Annotated in this window: 19 protein-coding genes; 7 read left to right on the plus strand and 12 right to left on the minus strand. The window is 67.3% G+C overall.

The annotated features are described in order from the left end of the window. Positions 1-20 precede the first annotated feature (20 nt). Both BW971_RS04815 and BW971_RS04820 read right to left on the minus strand, forming a co-directional pair. Positions 21-1,403, minus strand: a complete 1,383-nt coding sequence (locus tag BW971_RS04815; protein WP_076477021.1) for an aspartate aminotransferase family protein — start codon at positions 1,401-1,403, stop codon at positions 21-23. Further along, a complete protein-coding gene (locus tag BW971_RS04820) occupies positions 1,400-1,861 on the minus strand; it encodes an Lrp/AsnC family transcriptional regulator (protein WP_076477434.1) in 462 nt (153 codons plus the stop codon). Before BW971_RS04820 ends, BW971_RS04815 begins: the two co-directional genes overlap by 4 nt. Positions 1,862-2,046: 185 nt before the next feature. On the opposite strand from BW971_RS04820, the gene BW971_RS04825 reads away from it, so the two are divergent. Together BW971_RS04825 and BW971_RS04830 are read left to right on the plus strand one after the other, a co-directional pair. Continuing rightward, entirely contained in the window at positions 2,047-3,549 is a 1,503-nt protein-coding gene (locus BW971_RS04825; protein WP_076477023.1) for a gamma-aminobutyraldehyde dehydrogenase, read from the plus strand. After that, on the plus strand, positions 3,546-4,967 hold the full coding sequence (locus BW971_RS04830) for an NAD(P)/FAD-dependent oxidoreductase (protein ID WP_076477025.1): 1,422 nt from the start codon (positions 3,546-3,548) through the stop codon (positions 4,965-4,967). The genes BW971_RS04825 and BW971_RS04830 overlap by 4 nt, the downstream gene beginning before the upstream one ends. A 16-nt stretch (positions 4,968-4,983) precedes the next feature. Here BW971_RS04830 and BW971_RS04835 read toward each other — a convergent pair whose 3' ends face one another. Together BW971_RS04835 and BW971_RS04840 are read right to left on the minus strand one after the other, a co-directional pair. Beyond that, on the minus strand, positions 4,984-5,880 hold the full coding sequence (locus BW971_RS04835; RefSeq protein ID WP_076477027.1) for a universal stress protein: 897 nt from the start codon (positions 5,878-5,880) through the stop codon (positions 4,984-4,986). Further along, the gene (locus BW971_RS04840) at positions 5,870-7,435 is read right to left on the minus strand and encodes an APC family permease (protein WP_083709279.1); all 1,566 of its coding nucleotides are present in this window, start codon (positions 7,433-7,435) and stop codon (positions 5,870-5,872) included. Before BW971_RS04840 ends, BW971_RS04835 begins: the two co-directional genes overlap by 11 nt. A gap of 185 nt (positions 7,436-7,620) precedes the next feature. On the opposite strand from BW971_RS04840, the gene BW971_RS04845 reads away from it, so the two are divergent. After that, positions 7,621-8,544: an HpcH/HpaI aldolase/citrate lyase family protein gene (locus BW971_RS04845; protein WP_076477029.1), complete on the plus strand. Its 924-nt coding sequence runs from the start codon at positions 7,621-7,623 to the stop codon at positions 8,542-8,544. 20 nt (positions 8,545-8,564) lie between these two features. Here the strand turns inward: BW971_RS04845 and BW971_RS04850 are convergent, their stop codons facing one another. Together BW971_RS04850 and BW971_RS04855 are read right to left on the minus strand one after the other, a co-directional pair. Beyond that, a complete protein-coding gene (locus BW971_RS04850) occupies positions 8,565-9,800 on the minus strand; it encodes a glycoside hydrolase family 27 protein (protein ID WP_076477031.1) in 1,236 nt (411 codons plus the stop codon). Positions 9,801-9,878: 78 nt separating this feature from the next. Further along, a complete protein-coding gene (locus BW971_RS04855; RefSeq protein WP_076477033.1) occupies positions 9,879-10,727 on the minus strand; it encodes a LuxR C-terminal-related transcriptional regulator in 849 nt (282 codons plus the stop codon). 125 nt (positions 10,728-10,852) lie between these two features. Between BW971_RS04855 and BW971_RS04860 the strand changes: the two genes are divergently transcribed. Continuing rightward, on the plus strand, positions 10,853-12,385 hold the full coding sequence (locus BW971_RS04860) for an AMP-binding protein (RefSeq protein ID WP_076477035.1): 1,533 nt from the start codon (positions 10,853-10,855) through the stop codon (positions 12,383-12,385). 9 nt (positions 12,386-12,394) lie between these two features. Here the strand turns inward: BW971_RS04860 and BW971_RS04865 are convergent, their stop codons facing one another. From BW971_RS04865 to sdhC, 4 genes are read right to left on the minus strand one after another with little or no spacing between them, the layout of a single operon-like run. Next, positions 12,395-13,198 (minus strand): succinate dehydrogenase iron-sulfur subunit, encoded by an 804-nt coding sequence (locus BW971_RS04865; RefSeq protein ID WP_076477037.1) that lies wholly within the window; start codon positions 13,196-13,198, stop codon positions 12,395-12,397. Then, positions 13,198-14,958 carry a succinate dehydrogenase flavoprotein subunit gene (gene sdhA / locus BW971_RS04870; protein ID WP_076477039.1) on the minus strand — a complete coding sequence of 587 codons (1,761 nt, stop codon included), beginning with the start codon at positions 14,956-14,958 and terminating at the stop codon, positions 13,198-13,200. Before sdhA ends, BW971_RS04865 begins: the two co-directional genes overlap by 1 nt. 50 nt (positions 14,959-15,008) lie before the next feature. Beyond that, positions 15,009-15,467 carry a succinate dehydrogenase hydrophobic membrane anchor subunit gene (locus tag BW971_RS04875; RefSeq protein ID WP_076477042.1) on the minus strand — a complete coding sequence of 153 codons (459 nt, stop codon included), beginning with the start codon at positions 15,465-15,467 and terminating at the stop codon, positions 15,009-15,011. 10 nt (positions 15,468-15,477) lie between these two features. Further along, positions 15,478-15,882, minus strand: a complete 405-nt coding sequence (gene sdhC, locus BW971_RS04880) for a succinate dehydrogenase, cytochrome b556 subunit (protein WP_076477438.1) — start codon at positions 15,880-15,882, stop codon at positions 15,478-15,480. 224 nt (positions 15,883-16,106) lie between these two features. On the opposite strand from sdhC, the gene BW971_RS04885 reads away from it, so the two are divergent. The 3 genes from BW971_RS04885 to BW971_RS04895 are packed head-to-tail and all read left to right on the plus strand — an operon-like array spanning position 16,107 to position 19,009. Further along, positions 16,107-16,511, plus strand: a complete 405-nt coding sequence (locus BW971_RS04885) for a cytidine deaminase (RefSeq protein WP_076477044.1) — start codon at positions 16,107-16,109, stop codon at positions 16,509-16,511. A gap of 60 nt (positions 16,512-16,571) precedes the next feature. Next, positions 16,572-17,894 carry a thymidine phosphorylase gene (locus tag BW971_RS04890; protein WP_076477440.1) on the plus strand — a complete coding sequence of 441 codons (1,323 nt, stop codon included), beginning with the start codon at positions 16,572-16,574 and terminating at the stop codon, positions 17,892-17,894. Then, complete coding sequence (locus tag BW971_RS04895) at positions 17,891-19,009, plus strand: adenosine deaminase (protein ID WP_076477046.1); 1,119 nt, start codon at positions 17,891-17,893, stop codon at positions 19,007-19,009. Before BW971_RS04890 ends, BW971_RS04895 begins: the two co-directional genes overlap by 4 nt. Positions 19,010-19,030: 21 nt before the next feature. Here the strand turns inward: BW971_RS04895 and BW971_RS04900 are convergent, their stop codons facing one another. Beyond that, positions 19,031-20,344: a primosomal protein gene (locus BW971_RS04900; protein WP_076477048.1), complete on the minus strand. Its 1,314-nt coding sequence runs from the start codon at positions 20,342-20,344 to the stop codon at positions 19,031-19,033. Between the two features lie 66 nt (positions 20,345-20,410). Further along, a complete protein-coding gene (locus BW971_RS04905) occupies positions 20,411-21,517 on the minus strand; it encodes a C40 family peptidase (protein WP_076477050.1) in 1,107 nt (368 codons plus the stop codon). Position 21,518: the final 1 nt, after the last annotated feature.

Raw genomic sequence — 21,518 nt, forward strand, 5'->3', positions numbered from 1 at the left:
TGCGATCAGATCGTGGGGTGTCAGATCCTGGTGTACGCCTCGGTCAGCACCCCGCGCAGGATCTGTTCGATCTCGTCGAATTCGGACTGGCCGCAGATCAGCGGCGGCGCCAACTGCACCACCGGGTCACCGCGGTCGTCGGCCCGACAGTACAGCCCCGCGTCGAACAGGGCGGTCGACAGGAATCCCCGCAGCACCCGCTCGGCCTCGTCGGGGGTGAACGTCTCCTTGGTGGCCTTGTCCTTGACCAGTTCGATGCCGTAGAAGTAGCCCTCGCCGCGCACGTCGCCGACGATGGGGAGGTCGTACAGTTTCTCCAGCGTGGACCGGAACGCCGGGGCGTTCTGTTTGACGCGATCGTTGAGTCCTTCGCGCTCGAACAGGTCGAGGTTGGCCAATGCGACCGCCGCCGACACCGGATGCCCACCGAAGGTGTAGCCGTGCGCGAAAGCGGTCCGGCCGTCGTCGAAGGGCTCGAACAGGCGGTCGCTGGCGATCATGGCGCCGATGGGGGAGTAGCCCGACGTCATCCCCTTGGCGCAGGTGATGATGTCGGGGACGTACCCGAAGTCGCTGCACGCGAACATCGACCCGATCCGACCGAACGCGCAGATGACCTCGTCGGACACCAGCAGCACGTCGTACTCGTCGCAGATCTGACGAACCCGCTCGAAGTACCCCGGCGGGGGAGGGAAGCAACCGCCCGCATTCTGCACCGGTTCCAGGAACACCGCGGCCACGGTGTCGGGCCCCTCGAACTCGATGGCCTCGGCGATGCGGTCGGCGGCCCAGCGGCCGAACGCCTTCGGGTCGTCACCGTGTCCCTCGGGTGCGCGGTAGATGTTGGTGTTGGGGACCCGGAACGCGCCGGGGGTGAGCGGCTCGAAATCCTGTTTCAGTTCGGGGATGCCGGTGATGGCCAACGCGCCCTGGGGCGTGCCGTGATAGGCGACGGATCGTGAGATCACCTTGTGCTTGGCGGGCTTGCCGGTGAGCTTGTAGTACTGCTTGGCCAGTTTCCAGGCGCTCTCCACCGCCTCGCCGCCACCGGTGGTGAAGAACACCCGGTTGAGGTCACCCGGGGCGTGGACCGCCAACCGTTCGGCGAGCTCGATCGCGGGCGGGGTTGCGTAGGACCAGAGCGGGAAGAAGGCCAGGGTGCTCGCCTGAGCGGCGGCGGCCGCGGCGAGCTCGTCGCGGCCGTGCCCGGCCTGCACCACGAACAACCCGGACAGACCGTCGAGGTAGCTGCGTCCCCGGTCGTCGAAGATGCGCACACCTTCGCCGCGCGCGATTACCGGGGCCACGATGCCCGCCCCGTGTCGGGAGAAGTGTCCCCACAGGTGTCGGGTGGTGCGCCCGTCGGACGACGAGGTGGCGGGGCGGGTATCCGTCGACGTCATGTTGTTCCCCAGTTGTACTGCTGCTTCACGAGTTTCAGGTAGACCATGGTCTCGGTGGTGGTCACTCCGGGTTGCGCACGCACCTTCTTGTTCAGCAGGTCGAGCAGCTCACCGTCGTCCGCGCAGACCACCTCGATGACGATGTCGAACGACCCCGCCGTGAGCACCACGTAGTCGATCTCGTCGATGGCGGCGAGTCTCTCGGCGAGTTCGGCCGAGTCGCCGGTGCATCGGATGCCGATCATCGCCTGGCGCGCGAAGCCGAGCTGTAACGGATCGGTGACCGCCACGATCTGCAGGATGCCGGCCTCGCTGAGGCGCTGGACCCGGTTGCGCACCGCCGCCTCGGACAAGCCGACGGCCTTGCCGACCGAGGCGTAGGACCGGCGTCCGTCGGTCTGTAGTGCCTCGATGATCCCCTTGGAGACCTCGTCGAGCGCGAAGGGTTGGTCGGTCATCTCACCTCCCTCGTCGGGTCTGCTGTTCGGTTGGAACGATTGCCTCATCGTGACGGAATCCGAAGAAGATGGCAACAAATGCAACTGAATCGGTTGTCAGAACCGTCTTTGGGTCGCGAAAGCGTCGAATGGACCGCTACACTCGTCGCTGTTCTGACCGTCGCGACCCGACAGGGTGATAACCGATGACGCTTGCCGACACCACACAGGCGACCGTCGCCACCGGATGGGTGGAGGGTGCCGAGTTCCGCGGGTCCGGGCCGCTGCACCGCGTCATCGCACCGGCCACCGACGAGGTGGTCGCGACCATGTCGTTGGCGACTGCGGCGGATGTGGACACCGCGGTGGCCGCGGCTCGTCGCGCCCTACCTGCCTGGTCGGGTGCCACACCCGCGCAACGCTCGACGGTCCTGCTCGACTTCGCCCGCGTCCTGGACCGGGAGGCACACGCCCTGGCAGTGCAGGAGGTGTCGCACACGGGTAAGACCATCCGGCTGGCGAGCGAGTTCGACGTCCCCGGGTCCATCGACAACGTCACCTTCTTCGCCGGTGTCGCACGCGATCTGGTCGGCAAGGCCACCGCCGAGTATTCCCCCGACCACACCTCCTCGATCCGGCGGGAGGCCGTCGGCGTGGTCGGGTCGATCACCCCGTGGAACTACCCGATCCAAATGGCTGTCTGGAAGGCATTGCCCGCCATCGCGGCCGGTTGCACGCTGGTTCTCAAACCCGCGGAGATCACCCCGTTGACCACCATCACCCTGGCCCGCCTGGCGTCGGAGGCAGGGTTGCCCGACGGGGTGTTCAACGTGCTCACCGGTACCGGTGCCGAGGTGGGCGCCGCGCTGGCCGGACATCCCGGGGTGGACCTGGTGACCTTCACCGGCTCCACCGGAGTGGGCAGACAGGTGATGGCGCAGGCCGCCGTTCACGGCACGCGTGTGCAGCTCGAATTGGGTGGTAAGGCACCGTTCGTGGTGTTCGACGACGCCGATCTCGAGGCCGCGGTGCACGGTGCGGTGGCCGGATCGCTGATCAATGCCGGTCAGGACTGCACTGCTGCGACGAGGGCCATCGTCGCGCCGGCACTCTACGACGACTTCGTGTCCGGTGTGGCCGAGCTGATGGCCGGCGTGCGGGTGGGCGATCCCACCGACCCGGCCACCGACATGGGATCGCTGAGTTCTCGACACCACCGCGAGAAGGTGGCGGCCATGGTCGATCGCGCACGGGATACGGGGATCCGGGTGGTCACCGGCGGTCACGTCCCCGACGGGCCGGGGGCCTTCTACCCACCGACTCTGCTCGCCGACGTGGGGGAGGGCGCCGAGGTGTATCGCGACGAGATCTTCGGCCCGGTGCTCACCGTCAGTTCGTTCACCGACGACGACGACGCGCTGCGCCGGGCGGGCGACACCGTCTACGGGTTGGCCGCATCGGCCTGGACCCGCGACGTGTACCGCGCGCAACGCGCGAGCCGGGAGATCCGTGCGGGATGCGTCTGGATCAACGACCACATCCCGATCGTCAGCGAGATGCCGCACGGCGGGCTGCGGGCGTCCGGTTTCGGCAAGGACATGTCCACCTATTCGATGGACGAATACCTGACCGTCGAACATGTGATGAGCGACATCACCGGAATCGCCCGGAAAGACTGGCATCGCACCGTGTTCGGTGACCGGTCATGAACGATCGCTGGGCCGAACACCCGACGGAGCGCGGCATCGCCATGGTGGCGCACGCCCGACCCGCGCCGTATTGGTTGGACCGCCCCGACCGTCCCGCCGCGCGTGATCGTCTGGTCGGTGATCACGACACCGATCTGCTGGTGGTGGGCGGCGGGTTCACCGGTCTGTGGACCGCGGTCCACGCGGCTGAACGGGACCCGGGCCGACGCGTCGTGCTGGTGGAGGGCGGCCGCATCGCCGACGGGGCGTCGGGCCGCAACGGCGGGTTCTGCTCGGCCAGCCTGACGCATGGGTTGGGCAATGGCCTCGATCGCTATCCCGACGAGATGCCCGAGCTGCTGGCCATGGGTCGCGAGACCCTGACCGCCATCGCCACGACGATGCGGCGGCTGGGTATCGACGCCGACCTCGAGCACACCGGTGAACTGAATCTGGCAAACTTCGACTGGCAGACCGACGGTCTGGCGGAGATGGTCACCGACGGGTTGTTGGTGGGTCAGTCGCTCGAACTGCTCGACGCCGACGCGGCGCGCACCCGGGTGCAGTCACCGATGGTCCGGGGCGCCTATCACGATCCCGACACCATGCTCGTCGATCCCGCCAAGCTGGCGTGGGGTCTTGCGGACGCGGCGGAGCGGCTCGGGGTGCGCGTGTACGAACACACGGCGGTGACCGAGCTGCGGCGCTCTGGGGACGCGGTGCGCGCCCGCACCGGATACGGATCCGTCCGGGCCGACCGCGTGGTGTTGGCGACCGCCGCGTCGACGCCGTTGCTGCGCAGACTGCGTCACCTGATCGTGCCGGTGTGGGACTACGTCTTGGTGACCGAGCCGCTGACCGAGGCGCAGCTCGACGCCCTCGGTTGGTCGGGTCGGGAGGGACTGGCCGATGCGGGCAACCGCTTTCACTACTTCCGGCTCACCGCGGACAACCGGATCCTGTTCGGCGGGTACGACGCGTTCTATTTCTACGGCTCGGACACCGACCCACGACACGAACAACGGCCACAGGAGTTCGCGCTGCTCGCCGAACATCTGTTGCAGATATTCCCGCAGCTCGAGGGCATCCGGGCGTCGCACACCTGGGGCGGTGTCATCGACACCTGCTCGCGATTCAATGCGTTCTGGGACGTCGCGATGGGAGGTCGGGTGGTGTCGGTACTGGGTTTCACCGGATTGGGTGTCGGTGCATCGCATTTCGGTGCGGCCACCGCCCTGGATCTGGCGGACGGCGTGGACACGCCGCGCACCCGCCTGGCGATGGTGCGCAGCAAGCCGCTCCCGTTTCCACCGGAGCCGGTCCGGTGGGCTGGTATCACCCTGACGCGCAGAGAACTCGGCCGAGCCGATCGCAGACAGGGCAGGCGTGGTGTCTGGCTGCGGACGCTGGACGCGATCGGTCTCGGTTTCGACTCCTGATTCGGCGGCGACCCGGTCAGGACTTGGGCACCACCACGATCGGCGCGGTCGTCACCTTGAGGATGCGCGCGGCTGTCGAGCCGAGGAAGACCCGACGTTCGGCGCCCAGCCGACCGGAGCCGAGCGCGAGCAGGTCGCCGGGACCCCATCGCAGCGACGCCATCGCCTCCTCGAGGGTGTCGCCGTCGGCGACCACCGACTCGATCTCGGGGCTCTCGACCTCCGCGGACAACGCATCCGTCGCCCGCTCCAGGTTGGTCCGTGCGGCGGAGACGTGTCGGGCGCGGACCTCCTTCGCCGAGTCATGGTCGGTCGGGTGGTCGTCGAGGGAGACCAGCGACACCAGCCGCAGCGACGCCCCGCCGTGCCCGGCAAGACCCAGCGCGAACGAGAGAGGGTTGTCGGACCGTGCGGTGGTGGGAACCGCGACGGTGACGGTGGTCAGACCCGGCCGAGGATCGGTGTAACCGCGTGGGGCCAACGCCACCGGCACCGGTGAGCAGTGCACCAGCTCGGAGCTGATGCTCCCGAGGGTGTGTCGGCCCAACAGTCCGTCGCTGGTGCCCCCGACCACGATGACCCGAGCGTCATGGGTGGTCGCGAAGTCGATCAACCCCTCGGCGAACGACTCGGCGATCGGCACATGGGTGGCCACCTCCACGTCGTCGGGCACCCGTTCGGCACCGGAACGCAGCCACTCCTCGGCGCGAGAGATCAGCAACTCCTGATAGCCGCCCCGTCCGGGATTGCCGTCGGGTTCCTCTTCGCGGACCACACACACCAGGTCGAGCGCGGCGCCGGTGGCCCGGGCCAGGGTGACTCCGAGTTCCACACCGTCGGCCCCGGTCGTGGTGGCCAGGTAACCGACGGTGATGCGCTGCGTCGGCAGGGGTGGCGACGTTTCAGTAGACATCGGGGACCTTCACCTCGGTGGATGCGTTCAGGGTCTTTCCGCGGAAGAAGTCCTTGCCGCCGGCGACGCACAGCAGCATGAGCGGCACGCCCAGCACCAGCATCCCGACGCCGAGGATGAACACCCCACCGACGCCGCCCACCGACGTGCTGCCGTAGGAGGGATCGAACATGTCGGTGGCGCTCTTCACGAATGCCCACGTCATCGCGATGCCGCCGAGGAGCGGGAGCAGGCCGCGCATGAGGAAGTTGCGCGCCGAGGCGAACAGCGAACGACGGAAATACCAGACGCACGAGTACGCGGTGATGCCGTAGTAGAACGCGACCGCCAACCCCAACGACGAGATGGAGTCCGACAGGGTGCTCTGACTGACCAGCGACAACACCAGGTAGAACGCCAACGCGGCGCCTCCCATCACAGCCGTACCGAAGGCCGGGGTCATGTACTTGGGGTGCACGCTGGCGAAGCGGCGGGGGATGGCCTCGTAGACCGCCATGGACAAGGTGCCGCGCGCGGTGGGCAGGATCGTCGACTGCGTGGACGACAGCGCCGACACCGACACCGTCAACAGCAGCAACGACGCCAGCACCGGGCCGGCCACCGGCTCGCCGAGGATGGTGAAGGCATCGTCGGCGTTGTCCGGGTTGTTCAATCCGAGTCCGGTGTCGCCGAACCCGGCGAACGACTGCACTGCGTAGGCGACCAACACATAGGTGCAGACCAGGATCAGGGTGGTGAGCACCGCGGCCCGGCCGGGCGTCTTGGCCGCGTCCTTGGTCTCCTCACCGACGGCGAGGCAGGCGTCCCACCCCCAGTAGATGAAGATGCAGAGGATGATCCCCGCGGCGATCTCCGACGACGACAGGCCGCCCGGCCACAGCCAATCCCAGCGCGGCATCACCGCCTGCGGTCCCGCGTGCGACGTCCCGACCTTGATCAGCGCGATGATGCTGGCCACCACCATCACCCCGAACTGGATGACGATGAGGACGTTCTGCATGCGTTCGCTGATCAGGATGCCGCGGATGCTGACCCACGTCATCATCACGATGAGCACCGATCCGAGGATCACCTTGACGGCAAGATTCTCCGCCCACGAGTCGAGGTGCAGAAAGCGCAACAGATAGACCCCGGCGACCTCGGCGACGTTCGCCAACACGATGATGGCCGAGACCGCCAGACCCCACCCTCCGATCCAACCGACCCACGGTCCGAAGGCCTTGGTGCCCCAGGTGAACGTGGTGCCGCAGTCGGGGGTGTCCTCACCGAGCTCGCGGTACGCGAAGGCGATGAGCAGCATGGGAATGAACGCGAGGATGAACATGGCGGGTGCCTTGGCGTGCACGGCGGCAACGACCAGTCCGAGGGTCGCCGCGAGACTGTAGGCAGGCGCCACCGCGGACAATCCGATGACCACGTTGCCGAACAGGCCGAGAGCACCGGCACGCAGACCCTTGTCGGTGACCCCACCCGTCGGTGCGGATGCGGTGACGGTGACGGCCGCATCGGTCGGGGTCGGCGTCCGGTGATCGGGCGGCGGTTCGGAGAGGGTCATGGCGACTCCAGGGACGGCTAACGTGGTCGGACCAGAATAAGGAATCGGTTGCCGTTGCGCTCAACAACGACTGAAAACCTTGTGTTAACTCGAAGTGGCGACGAAATCGGTCGTGAACTGCATTCCCGCCGACCTTTCCCGCCCCGGTGTGGTCTCCGGGCTCCCGATGGGCGACGATTGTCCGCGTGACGTCCGCACATGACACCGACCCCGCCCTCGACCCCGACGACATCGGATCGCGGCTCGATCCCGTGCTGGCGCGGAGTTGGCTGCTGGTCAACGGTGCGCAGCCGACCCGGTTCCAGCAGGCCGCACATTCGCGCGCCGACATCGTGGTCCTCGACATCGAGGACGCGGTTGCGCCCAAGGACAAGAACGTGGCCCGGGAGAACGTACGGTCCTGGCTCGCCGACGGCAACAACGATGAATGGGTCCGCATCAACGGGTTCGGCACCCAATGGTGGGCCGACGACCTCGAGGTGCTGTCGACGGTCCCGTTGGGTGGCATCATGCTGGCGATGGTCGAGAGCGTCGATCACGTCACCGAGACCGCGAAGCGCCTTCCTGGGGTGCCGATCGTGGCGCTCGTGGAGACCGCACGGGGGCTGGAGCGGATCGGCGAGATCGCGTCGGCGAAGGGCACGTTCCGCCTGGCGTTCGGTATCGGCGATTTCCGTCGGGACACCGGGTTCGGCGAGAACCCCACCACGCTGGCCTACGCCCGGTCCCGGTTCACCATCGCCGCCAAGGCCGCGCATCTGCCCAGCGCCATCGACGGTCCGACGGTCGGGTCCACCGCACTGAAGCTGACCGAGGCGACCGCGGTCAGCGTCGAATTCGGGATGACCGGCAAGATCTGCCTCACCCCCGACCAGTGTCGAGCGGTCAACGAGGGACTCTCACCCACTCATGAGCAGATCTCCTGGGCGAGGGAGTTCTTCGCCGAGTTCGAGCGCGACGGCGGTGAGATCCGCAACGGTTCCGACCTGCCGCGTATCTCCCGGGCCACCAAGATCCTGGAACTGGCCCGCGCCTACGGCATCCACCTCGACGCCGAGTACGACGACCCGGACCACATGCCCGCACCGTCGGACACGTACCACTACTGATCGTCCCGCCACCGATCGTCTCAGCGGGTCCGCAACAGTAGGGTGTCGCCTGCGGCGATGTCGGTGTCGACGCGACCATCGGTGACCGTCACCATGCGACCCGTCCACACGTCGGTGACGGTGGCGTCGCGCAGCCCGAGCGCACCGAGGTCGACGGGTGCGGTACGGGTCGCCGTGGTCGGGTTGACCACGGCGATGGCCTGCCCACCATCGGCCAGCTTGCGGGTCCAGATGTCCGGGTCGGTGCTACTGCGTGACGCCGCGCTCACCAGGGGGTCCTGATCGATGGCGATGACCCCGGGATTGGTCAACACCTGTCGGGTGGTGCTGTCCATCGTGGTCAGGTCGTTGCCCGCGATGAGCGGCGCGGCCATCATCGCCCACAGCGCCAGATGACTGCGCTGCTGCGCCGCGGTGAGCGCTCCGCCCACCCCGATCTCCAGCATGTCGGGATCGATGAAGCGACCGGGACCGGCACGCTGTGTCATCGGGGCGGCCGCACGCACGATGTCGTAGACACCCTGATAGCCGTCCGCGCCCTGACCCGACGTCCACGTCGCGCTGATGTCGTTGGTGATCCGGCTCATCGTCGCGACCGATCCCCAGTCGTCGCGGGCACCCGGCAGGACCGTGCCGCGACCACTGTTGGCGTTGATGCTGTAGACGATCGACCGACCGGTGGCCCGCAGGGCATCGCGCATCGCGGTGAACCGCGACTCCTGCTGGTCCCCGGAGGTCGAACACCAGTCGTACTTCAGATAGTCGACCCCCCACGAGGCGAAGGTCTGCGCATCTGTGGTCTCGTGGCCCGCACTGCCGGTGGTTCCGGGGTAGGTGCCTGCCAGCTGAGCGCAGGTCCGGTCGCTGGCGCCGGCATAGATCCCGAACAGCAACCCGCGGCTGTGCAGGTAGGCGCCGAGGGCGGCCATGCCGGAGGGGAATCGGGTGGGATCGGCTTGCAGCCGCCCATTGCTGTCCCGCGCAGGCGTGTACCAGCAGTCGTCGACCACCACATAGCGGTATCCGGCCGCCGCCATCCCCGACGACACCAGGGCATCGGCCTGTGCGCGGATCATCGACTCGTTGATGCCGCAGCCGAAGGAATTCCAACTGTTCCAGCCCATGGGTGGAGTGGACGGCAGCCCGGGGACGGCGACGCCGGTGCCACCCAGGTGGCGGGGATCGTCGACGCCGTCGCAGCCGACCACGGACACGAGGATCAGGACGGTCGCGGTGAGAGTGGTGAGGAATCGCATCGGCCGCGAGTGTAGGAAGCGTGACTGTGTATCACCTGTCGAGCGGTGACACATCGGCTGGTGACGTGGGCGCGCCCGTCAGACCAACTGGCCGGCCCGCCGCGCCGACACCACTGCCTGGGCGCGGGTGCGGGCCCCCAGCTTCTGCATCGCCGATTTCAGATAGCTCTTCACGGTGTCGACGCTGAGTCCCAGTGCGGTTCCCAGCTCGGCGTTGCCGTAGCCGAGGGCAACCAGCGACAAGACGTCCCGTTCGCGCCGGGTCAGCTGCACCGCGGCGCCGGCGACGTGCGCGGATTCGTCGCGTGTCGCCGACAGGGATTCGGTGACGTCGAGCAATGTCGCACGTAACCGCGGGTCGTCGACCCGCGACGCGAGGACCCGGAGGTCGGCATAGGCCTGCGACACGGCATCGCGGAGCCGTTCGTGTCCGATCACCGCCGTGCGTTCGGCAGTCGACCGTCGGGCCGCCGACACCGCGAGCTGCTGTTCCAGTGCACGGACCTCGTCGGTCAGCAGGTCGAGTATCCGAGCGCCCACCGACTGCCCGTTCCGCAGCGCCCCGTAGACCACCGCGACCGGTCGTCGTTGCACGATGACCGGCACCGCGACCATGGCGTGCAGCCCTTCGGCCGCGATGATCCGGTCATACCGGTGCGAGATGACGTCGGTGCGCAGATAGTCGTCCACCGCGACGACCCGGTTCGTCCGGATCACCTTGCCGCCCAGGCCCTGGCCGACCCCGACCGCGACATCGGCAAGCGCACCGACGGTCGGTCCGTCGAAGTGCCGCAGCACCACCTGCTCCACGGAGCCGACCACACCGCCGAAGGCCAGCGACACCCCGGACCGCGAACGGATACGCGCCAACGCTGGCGGCAGCTCGCGATCGAGGTCGTCACGATCGAGCAGGTGGTCGGCGATCATCGTCTCCTCCTGTCCGTCCGGCGGTCATACCCACTTTCGGGGGTACTGCGCTGGTCATCGCCCGGGCAAGATCTCCGTCGATGAACACTGTGACCTGGCATACACCTCGAGTCTAGGACGGACCCGTGACCGAGACACTCACCCTCACCATCGAGGACCTGTTGGCCCGCTACGACAGGCCCGATGCCGACGTCGCGGCCCTGCTCTGCGACGACCACGACCCGGACGCGATCGCGTTCACCGTTGTCGATGTCGACCTGTCATCCCGGGCACTGACCTTCCGTGAGCTGGCCGACCGGTCCCGCAGGTTCGCCACGGGACTGGCCCGTTGCGGGGTGGGCCGCGGTGAAGCGGTCGGCGTACTCATGGGTAAGAGCAGCGACCTGGTGGTGGCCCTGCTGGGCATCTGGCGACTGGGTGCGGTGCAGGTGCCGCTGTTCACCGCATTCGCCACCCCGGCCATCGAACTGCGGGTCCGTGCGAGCGGTGCGCAGGTGGTTATCGCCGACGCCGATCAGGCCGTCAAACTCGATCCGTTCGACGACCTCACCGTCATCCGCGGCGGCACCGAATTCGCCGGTCTGATTGCCGACAACGAGCCCTATGAGGCCTCCGTCGCCGTGGGTGGTGACGGGACGATGGTCCAGTTGTTCACCAGCGGCACCACCGGCACTCCCAAAGGTGTCCCGGTCCCGGTGCGGGCCATCGCCGCGTTCCACGCGTACATGATCTATGCCCTCGACGTTTCCGACGAGGACGTGTTCTGGAATGCCGCCGACCCGGGTTGGGCCTACGGTCTGTACTACGGGTTGATCGGTCCGATGGCCATCGGACGGCCCAATCTGCTGCTGCGCGCGGGCTTTTCGCCGCACCTCACCCTCGATGTGATGCAGCGGTTCGGGGTGACGAACTTCGCGGGTGCCCCGACGGTATACCGGTCACTGAGCAAGGATCCGGCGATCTCCGGGGTGACGCTGCGCCGCGCGTCGTCGGCGGGTGAGCCCCTGACCCCCGACGTGCTGACCTGGTCGGCCCGCGCACTGGGGGTCGAGGTGCGCGATCACTACGGACAGACCGAACTCGGCATGCTCATCGTGAACGCCTGGCACGACGCCGTGCGGCAGCCGGTGGTCCCCGGTTCGATGGGCACACCGCTGCCGGGGTTCTCCGCGGAACTACGTGACGGGCAGATCGCCATCGCCGCCGACAGCCCGCTGTTCTGGTTCGACGGGTACGTCGACGCCCCGGAGAAGACCGCCGAGCGGTTCAGCGAGGACCGAACCTGGTACCTCACCGGCGACACCGCGAAGGTCGACGACGAGGGACGGTTCTTCTTCACCGCCCGCGACGACGACGTGATCATCATGGCCGGCTACCGGATCGGCCCGTTCGACGTGGAGAGCGTGCTGGTCACCCACCCGCAGGTCATCGATGTGGCGGTGGTCGGCACACCCGACGAGTTGCGTGGTGAGGTGCTCGAGGCCTACGTGGTGCTCGCCGACGGCGTCGACGGCACCGCCGAACTGGAGGCCGAGCTGCAGCGACTGGTCAAGACCCAGTTCGCCGCGCACGCCTACCCGCGCAGGGTGCACTTCGTCGACGGACTGCCCAAGACACCAAGCGGCAAGGTCCAGAGATTCCTGCTGCGTCAGCGATGACGCCCGGGGTCAGCGCGTGAACATCAACGCGCGCTTGACCTCCTGGATCGCCTGGGTCACCTGGATGCCGCGAGGGCAGGCGTCGGTGCAGTTGAAGGTGGTGCGGCAGCGCCAGACACCGTCCTTGTCGTTGAGGATGTCGAGCCGCTCGGCCGCACCCTCGTCACGGCTGTCGAAGATGAACCGGTGGGCGTTGACGATCGCCGCGGGCCCGAAGTAACTGCCCTCGTTCCAGAACACCGGGCAGCTGGTGGTACAGCACGCACACAGGATGCACTTGGTGGTGTCGTCGAACCGTGCACGGTCGGTCTGGCTCTGAATGCGCTCGCGGGTCGGTTCGTTACCGCTGGTCATCAGGAACGGCTTCACGGCCTTGTACGCGTCGAAGAACGGCTCCATGTCCACCACGAGGTCCTTCTCCACCGGCAGTCCACGGATGGGCTCGACGGTGATGGTGACCTCCTTCGCCTTCTCGCCGTCCTTGGTGGCGGGCAGCATGTCCTTCATCAGCAGCTTGCAGGCGAGGCGGTTCACCCCGTTGATCCGCATGGCGTCGGAGCCGCACACGCCGTGCGCACAGCTGCGCCGGAACGTCAGGGTGCCGTCGAGGTAACCCTTGACGTAGAGCAGCAGGTTCAGCATCCGGTCGGTGGGCAACGCCGGTACCCGGAAACTCTCCCAACCCTGCTCGTCGGGGTTCTCCGGATTGAACCGCATGATCTTGAGGGTGACCATCGTCGCCTCGTCCGGTACCGGGGGCAGCGGCGGGTCGTCGGTACGCGGGGTGTCGGCGACGTCGGGGGTGATGGTCATCAGTACTTGCGCTCCATCGGTTCGTAACGGGTCTGCACGACGGGCTTCCAGTCCAACACGATCTCCGACAGCAGGGTGTCACCCTCTTTGTAGGCCATCGTGTGACGCATGTAGTTGGTGTCGTCGCGGTCGGGATAGTCCTCACGGGCGTGACCGCCGCGCGACTCCTTACGGTTGAGCGCGCCCACCACCGTCACCTCGGCGAGTTCCAGCAGGAAGCCGAGTTCGATGGCCTCCAGCAGGTCGGAGTTGAAGCGGGTTCCCTTGTCCTGCACGCGGATGTGGTCGTAACGCTCCTTGAGCGCGTGGATATCGGTGAGGGCCTGCTTCAGGGTCTCCTCGGTGCGGAACACCGACGCGTTGTTGTCCATCGACGTCTGCAGTTCGCTGCGGATGTCGGCGACACGCTCGTGTCCGTGTTCGGAGAGGATGTTCTGCAGCCAGCCGTCGACCATCTCGGTGGGACTGTCCGGCAGCGCGACGAACTCGGTGGAGTCGGCGTAGTCGGCGGCGGCGATGCCCGCCCGACGGCCGAACACGTTGATGTCCAGCAGGGAGTTGGTGCCGAGTCGGTTGGCACCGTGTACCGAGACGCAGGCACACTCACCGGCGGCGTACAGACCGCGGACCACGTCCTTGGGATCGGCGCCGTAGAGCACCCGGCCGTTGTGGTCGGTGGGGATACCGCCCATCACGTAGTGACAGGTGGGGTACACCGGCACGTACTCGTTCACCGGGTCCACACCGAGGTAGGTGCGGGCGAATTCGGTGATGTCGGGGAGTTTCTCGTTGAGAACGTCCTCGCCGAGGTGGGTGACGTCGATGTAGACGTAGTCCTTGTTGGGACCCGCGCCGCGGCCTTCGAGCACCTCGAGCACCATCGATCGCGCCACGATGTCGCGCGGCGCGAGGTCCTTGATCGTCGGCGCGTAGCGCTCCATGAAGCGCTCGCCGTCGGCGTTGCGCAGGATTCCGCCCTCGCCGCGGACCGCTTCGGAGATGAGGATGCCCAGTCCGGCCAGACCGGTCGGATGGAACTGGTGGAACTCCATGTCCTCCAACGGCAGTCCCTTGCGGAACACGATCCCCATACCGTCACCGGTCAGGGTCAGCGCGTTGGAGGTGGTCTTGTACATCCGGCCCGAGCCGCCGGTCGCGAAGACGATCGACTTGGCGTGGAAGACGTGGACCTCACCGGTGGCCAACTCGTAGGCGACCACACCGGTGGCGACCTTCTCGCCGAGTTCGTTCTCCGACATGCAGATGTCGAGGGCGTAGAACTCGTTGAAGAATTCGACGTCCTGTTTGACGCAGTTCTGGTAAAGGGTCTGCAGGATCATGTGGCCGGTGCGGTCGGCGGCGTAACAGGCGCGGCGCACAGGGCTCTTGCCGTGATCGCGGGTGTGTCCGCCGAAGCGTCGTTGGTCGATCTTGCCCTCGGGGGTGCGGTTGAACGGCAACCCCATCTTCTCCAGATCCAGGACCGCGTCGATGGCTTCTTTGGCCATGATCTCCACCGCGTCCTGGTCGGCGAGGTAGTCACCACCCTTGACCGTGTCGAAGGTGTGCCACTCCCAGTTGTCCTCCTCGACGTTGGCCAGGGCGGCACACATACCGCCCTGGGCAGCGCCCGTGTGGCTACGTGTGGGGTAGAGCTTGGTCAACACCGCGGTGCGTGCTCGGGGGGCGGACTCGATGGCCGCGCGCATACCCGCGCCACCGGCGCCGACGATGACGACGTCGTAACGGTGTTCCTGCATCTGGTTCTCGCTCTCTGCAAACGCGGGGGAGGGGCTGTCGGCGGACCGGGTCAGCTGACGCTGTTGACGTCGAAGGTGAGGATGGCGTAGGTGCCGAGGCCGACGGTCAGGATCATCGACAGCACCAGCAGCACGTTCAGCCAGAACCGGGTGGAGTCCTTACGCGAGTAGTCGGCGATGACCGTGCGCACGCCGTTGCCGCCGTGCAACTGCGCCAGCCACAGCATCGCGAGGTCCCACACCTGCCAGAACGGCTGACGCCAGCGTTCGGCGACGAACGAGGCGTCGATTCGGTGTACACCCTCGGAGTCCCAGGCCAGCATGATGAACATGTGACCGATGGTCAGGAAGATGAGAGCGATACCGGAGAAACGCATGAACAGCCATGCGTTTTTCTCGAAGTTGCTGGTGCTCGCGCGGCGCGGAGCACGCGGGTTGTCCAGGCTGGCCGGCCGATCGTGATCGGTCTCGAGTGTCTTGGCCACACGGGGGGTCGAAGCAGAAGTCATCGTCGGCGTCCTAGAGGTGGTCGATCATGATCATCAGGAGGCGTACCGCCATCGCACCGAAAGCGATGACGAAGACCCCGAGGATCGTCCAGAGCATGGGGCGTTGGTACTTGGGCCCCTTGGACCAGAAGTCGATCAGGATGATCCGGACGCCGTTGAAGGCATGGAAGAACACACATGCCACCAGGCCGATCTCCATCAGACCGATGATCGGGTTCTTGTAGGTCTCGATGATCTCCGAGTACTTGTTCGGGTCGACCCGGATCATCGCGGTGTCGAGCACGTGTACGAAGAGGAAGAAGAAGATCGACACACCGGTGATCCGGTGCAGAACCCAGGACCACATACCCGGATCACCCCGGTACAGGGAGCGCTTACGCACCGGCTCCGGTGCGACCTCGCTGGTCGTGCTCATGGCGAACTTGGCCTCCAACATCGTCGATGGATGCGTCGAGTCCGCCGCTCGCGGCTCAACCGTGGACCCACTGCCACGACTCTAAACCTATGCTCAGACGTGGTGAAAACAGCCCGATTGCCAACAGCGCGTAAAGAAACCGAATTTAGGATTGGCTAACCAATGACCCTTTGGTATAAGCCTCGGCCCACCGGCCGGGCGGCGTGCGGCCCAGGGGCGTGTCGATGACTGCGGACATTGACTGGAAAAGCCTGCGGGACAAGGCACAAGGAGCGATGGCGAGCGCCTATGCGCCCTATTCACGATTCCCGGTGGGCGCGGCGGCGCTGGTCGACGACGGCCGCGTGGTCGTCGGATGCAATGTGGAGAATGTCTCATACGGTCTCGGTCTGTGCGCGGAGTGCGTGCTGGTGGGAAACCTGCACACCAGTGGCGGCGGCAGGCTGCTCGCGCTCAGCTGTTGCGACAGCCGCGGCGTGGTGCTCATGCCGTGTGGGCGGTGTCGGCAGGTGTTGCTCGAACACGGTGGTACGGCGATGTACATCGACCATGCCGCCGGGCCGCGTCCGCTGGCCGCGTTGCTGCCGGAGTCCTTCGGCCCCGACGACCTGGTCGCGGGGCAGACCTGAGCGGTGGAGACCGACCACGGACGACGACATCCCGGCGACGGAGCGGTACGAGGAGGAACCATGGGCGACACACAGGACGACGAGGTCTACGACGCGGTCTCGGTGATCGCGACCAAGCGCGATGGTCATCGGCTCGGTGATGGCCAGATCGATTGGGTGGTCGACGCGTACACCCGCGGTGAGGTGGCCGACGAGCAGATGTCGTCGCTCGCCATGGCAATCCTGCTGCGCGGCATGGATCGCGCCGAGGTGGCCCGGTGGACTTCCGCGATGATCGCGTCCGGGGAACGGATGGATTTCTCCGGTCTGCGCCGAGACGGGGAGCTCCTGGCGACGGTGGACAAACACTCCACCGGCGGGGTGGGGGACAAGATCACCCTGCCGCTCGCACCGCTGGTCGCGTCCTACGGCGTGGCGGTGCCGCAGCTGTCCGGCCGCGGACTCGGGCACACCGGCGGCACCCTGGACAAACTCGAGTCCATTCCCGGTTGGCGTGCCGATCTCGACAACGCCGAGATCCACCGGCTGTTGGAGTCGGTGGGTGCGGTGGTCTGTGCCGCGGGCGCCGGGCTCGCGCCCGCCGACAAGAAGCTCTACGCACTGCGCGACGTCACCGGGACCGTCGAGTCCATCCCACTGATCGCCAGTTCCATCATGAGCAAGAAGATCGCCGAGGGCACCGGAGCGCTGGTTCTCGACGTCAAGGTGGGTTCGGGTGCCTTCATGAAGACCGAGGAGGATGCCCGTGAACTCGCCCGCACGATGGTCGCGCTCGGTTCGGATTCGGGTGTGACCACCACGGCGCTGCTGACCTCGATGTCGGCCCCGCTCGGGCGCGCAGCGGGCAACGCCCTCGAGGTGGCCGAGTCCCTGGACGTGCTGGCCGGTGGCGGCCCCGACGACATCGTGCAACTCACCGTGGCACTCGCCGCCGAGATGCTCGCCGCCGCGGGGATCGACGACGTCGACCCGGCCGAACACCTGCGCAACGGGCGGGCGATGGACGTCTGGCGGTCGATGATTGCCGGCCAGGGCGGTGACCCCGACGCCCCGTTGCCGGTCGCGGCACACACCGAGGTCGTCCGGGCCGACCGCGCGGGTGTCGTCGAATCCGTCGACGCCATGAGGGTCGGGGTCGCGGCCTGGCGTCTCGGGGCCGGTCGCGCGCGCCAGGGCGAGGCCGTCCAGGCGGAGGCCGGGGTGGAGACCCTGGTCCGGATCGGCGACGAGGTGTCGGCAGGTCAACCGCTGTTCACTCTGCACACCGCAACCCCGCAACGGTTCGGGGCGGGGATCGCGGCGCTGCGGGAGGCCGTGACCATCGGGTCGTCCGCGACCGCGCCCGGACCACTCATCATCGACCGTATTACCGTCGATTCATGACCACTGCGCTGCCGTTGGACATGGCCGGTATCCGTGTCGCCCCCAAGGTGTTGCTGCACGATCATCTCGACGGGGGTCTGCGACCGTCGACGGTGCTGGAACTGGCGCAGCAGGTGGGGTACCCGGATCTACCGGCGTCCGACACCGAGTCGCTGGCCCGGTGGTTCCGCACGGCCGCGGACTCGGGTTCGCTGGAGCAGTATCTGGAGACCTTCGCGCACACCGTGGCGGTCATGCAGACCGCTGCCGCGCTGGAACGGGTCGCGCGCGAGTGTGCGGAGGACCTCGCAGCCGACGGGGTGGTCTACGCCGAGGTGCGCTTCGCCCCGGAGCAACATCTGCAGGCCGGGCTGGACCTCGACGAGGTCGTCGAGGCGGTGTTGCGCGGCTTCACCGAAGGTGAGCAGAACGCGGCGCAGGCGGGCAAGCGCATCAAGGTGCGATGTCTGGTCACCGCGATGCGACACGCCGCACGTTCCCTCGAGATCGCCGAACTGGCCGTCCGGTTCCGGGCCCGCGGGGTGGTCGGCTTCGACATCGCCGGCGCCGAGGCCGGATTCCCGCCGAGCCGCCACCTCGACGCGTTCGAGTACATGCGTGCCCACAACGCCCCGTTCACCATCCACGCGGGGGAGGCGTTCGGCCTGCCGTCCATCCACGAGGCGATCAGCTTCTGTGGCACCGACCGTCTCGGACATGGCGTGCGGGTCATCGACGACATCGAACTCCCACCGGGCACCGACCCGGCGGCCACCACCTTTCCCGACGTCACGCTGGGCGACATCGCGAACTACGTGCGTGACAAACGCATCCCGTTGGAGTTGTGTCCCAGTTCCAACGTGCAGACCGGTGCGGTCACCGACATCGCGTCGCATCCGTTCAACGTGCTCGCCCGACTACGGTTCCGGGTGACGGTCAACACCGACAACCGGTTGATGAGTGACACCACGATGAGTCGGGAGTTCAAGAAACTCGCCGACCAGTTCGGCTACGGGTGGAGCGATCTCGAACGATTCACGGTGAACGCGATGAAGTCGGCGTTCATCCACTTCGACGAGCGGCTCGAACTCATCGATGAGGTGATCAAACCCGGATACGCGGTCCTCATCGAGTGATCGCGCCGATCGGCCGGGCGCTCACTTCTTGGTGAGCCGGGCCTCGAAATCGTGTTCCAGTGCCTGCCACGCCTCGGCCTCGTTCTCGAACGGCGGACTCGGGGCGAGCCGCTTCGGGTCGGGGTGGGTGGTGTAGTCGACGAACCACCCCAGCGGGGTGGTCGACCCCAGAGCCTCGGTCACCGAGTCGTCGTCGGCGAAATCCGCTGCGTCGGTGAGGAGTTCGACGGCGAGCTCGAGCTGCTTGCGGTCCATCCGGCGCGGCCCGTCGGCGATGTCCTCGTCGATGCCGGGCAGCACGTAGACGTTCTCGTCGTAGACGTCGATCTCGAGTGAACCGTCGGTGGCCGCGACCTGCACCTCATCGAAGGTGCTGACCTCACCGAGCTCGTGGTCCGAGTTCTCGGCGACGAATCGGGTCAGCGCCCGGGCGGAGGTGAACACGAAGATCTTGCCCTCGTCGCCGAGAAACACCGGATCGTCGTCGAGGTAGCACCGCAGGGTCAGGTATTCACCGTCGGTGGTGACGATCTTGATGGGGTCGATGCCGACCGACGACCAGAAGTCCTCGTCGTCGTGTTCGTCGTCCGCGTCGTCGCTGTCGGCGGAGGTACCGATGGCGACGGCCGCTACGCCCGCCCCCGCGGCGCCGGCGGACGCGCCCTCGACGTCGTCATCTACGTCGTCGTCCCCGATGTCGTCATCACTGTCCGGTTCGTCCTCGTCCTCCGCGCTGGCCGCGGCCTCCAGCTCCTCCTCGGCGACCTCGGTGGCGTTCTTGTCGACCGCCGGGGTGGTGATGACGTCGTCCACCGCGTCGACCACGTCGTCCCAGTGCTTGGCGATGAGTCGTCCGATCCGGACCCAGAAGTCCTGGCCGTCGCGTCCCTCGAAGTTGCGGGTGCCGGTGGTCACCGCGCCCAGGATCGGGTTGCCGTTGAAGAATTTGGTGATCGTGACGATCTCGCAGACCTCACCGATGATCCGGACGATCTCCAGCACGTCCTCGAGTTCGGCGACGACCTCCGGGCTGGGGTCCTCGGAGGCGAGTTCGGGGACGCCGATCAGGTCGTAACTGCGCTCCGGTGCGGGGATCAGCTCGGCGGCGGCCAGGCCGGTCACGGTCTTCCAGGCCGGGTGGTCGGCCAAGTCGTTGTCGTCGTCGGTTCGCACGAAGCCCACCAGCTCGGCGACGGACGGGAAGGCGTAGAGATCCTCGTCCAGTCCGAGGAACGCCTCCCACTCGTCGTCACCGTCGCGCCAGCGTGGCGCCCACAGCGTGAATGCGTTCCCGTCGGTGATCCCGAGTTCGATCGGGACGATGTCTCCGGCCATGAGTCGACAGCCTATCGACCGGTGGGCGGTGTTCACCACGAGGGACGGTCAGGGCCGTTCGGCGGATCAGGAGACCCGGTAGAAGCCCTGGAACGTCTGGCCGGCGTTGGAGGTGCGCAACGGACTGACGCTGACGGGGTCGCCTGCCTCCACCAGTTGATTGTTGCCCACGTACATGGCCACATGGCCCGACCAGACGGCCAGGTCACCGGGAAGCAGGTTCGACTGCGACACCGCGTGTCCGGCGGACCCCTGGTCCTGGGCAAGGCGGGGCAGCTCCACCCCGGACTGGCGGTAGGCCCACTGGGTCAATCCGCTGCAGTCCAGGCCCTTCCCCGGCGTGGTCCCGCCCCAGACGTAGGGCACGCCGCGTTGGCTCAACGCCGCGCGCACCGCGGTTGCCGCTCGTTGGTTGGGTGCATAGGCGGTGGATCCGTCGGGTAGCTGCACGGCAACCCCGCCGGGGGTCGGGGCGGACGACAATCCGGCCGTCTCCGTACCCGCGGGGGGCGCCGAGGGTACGGCGGCCGCAGATTGCGTCGAGGCGGCGTCGGTGCCGGTCGGCGGTTGTGGATCAACCGGCCCGAAGGCGGCGTCGCGGAGGTTGCCGAGCTCCCGGCCCGCCCGTTCGAGCTGGGCGCGGGCATCGACGTCGGACACCTCCCCCGGGGCCTGACGCTCACCCAGCTCACGCAGTGCGTCCATCTGCGGGTGCAGCTCTGTCTGCACCCGCGCCACCACCGCGAGACCGCGCTGCAGGTGCGCGACAGCCACGGGGACGATCGCGGCGATGCCTGCCGGGGTGAACAGCGCGGGCCCCAGCGCGTTGGCGGTGTGCAGGAACGACTCGCAGATCGCCTCGAGCTCCACGGCTCCGCGCCGGACCACCTCGGCGGCGCGTTCGGTGATATCCGCGATCTCACCGCCGTCGGTGGTCAACTGCGCGGTGACCGAGTGCAGGCTGTCCAGACTCGCCGACGCGGCCTCGTGACCCTGGCCCGACCACCCGGCCGACAGGGCCTGCGTCGAGCGGGTGGACGAGGCACGGGCATCGTCGAGAGCGGTCGACGTGGAGCGCAGATGGTTGGTGGGACCCGGTTGGGGCAGCACACCGGTGCCCAGGGCGGCCACCAGTCCACGCAGCGGGATGATGAGCAGCTCGATGGGTGGCATC

The organism is Williamsia sterculiae (assembly GCF_900156495.1).
In the GTDB taxonomy this organism is placed as follows: Bacteria; Actinomycetota; Actinomycetes; order Mycobacteriales; family Mycobacteriaceae; genus Williamsia_B; species Williamsia_B sterculiae.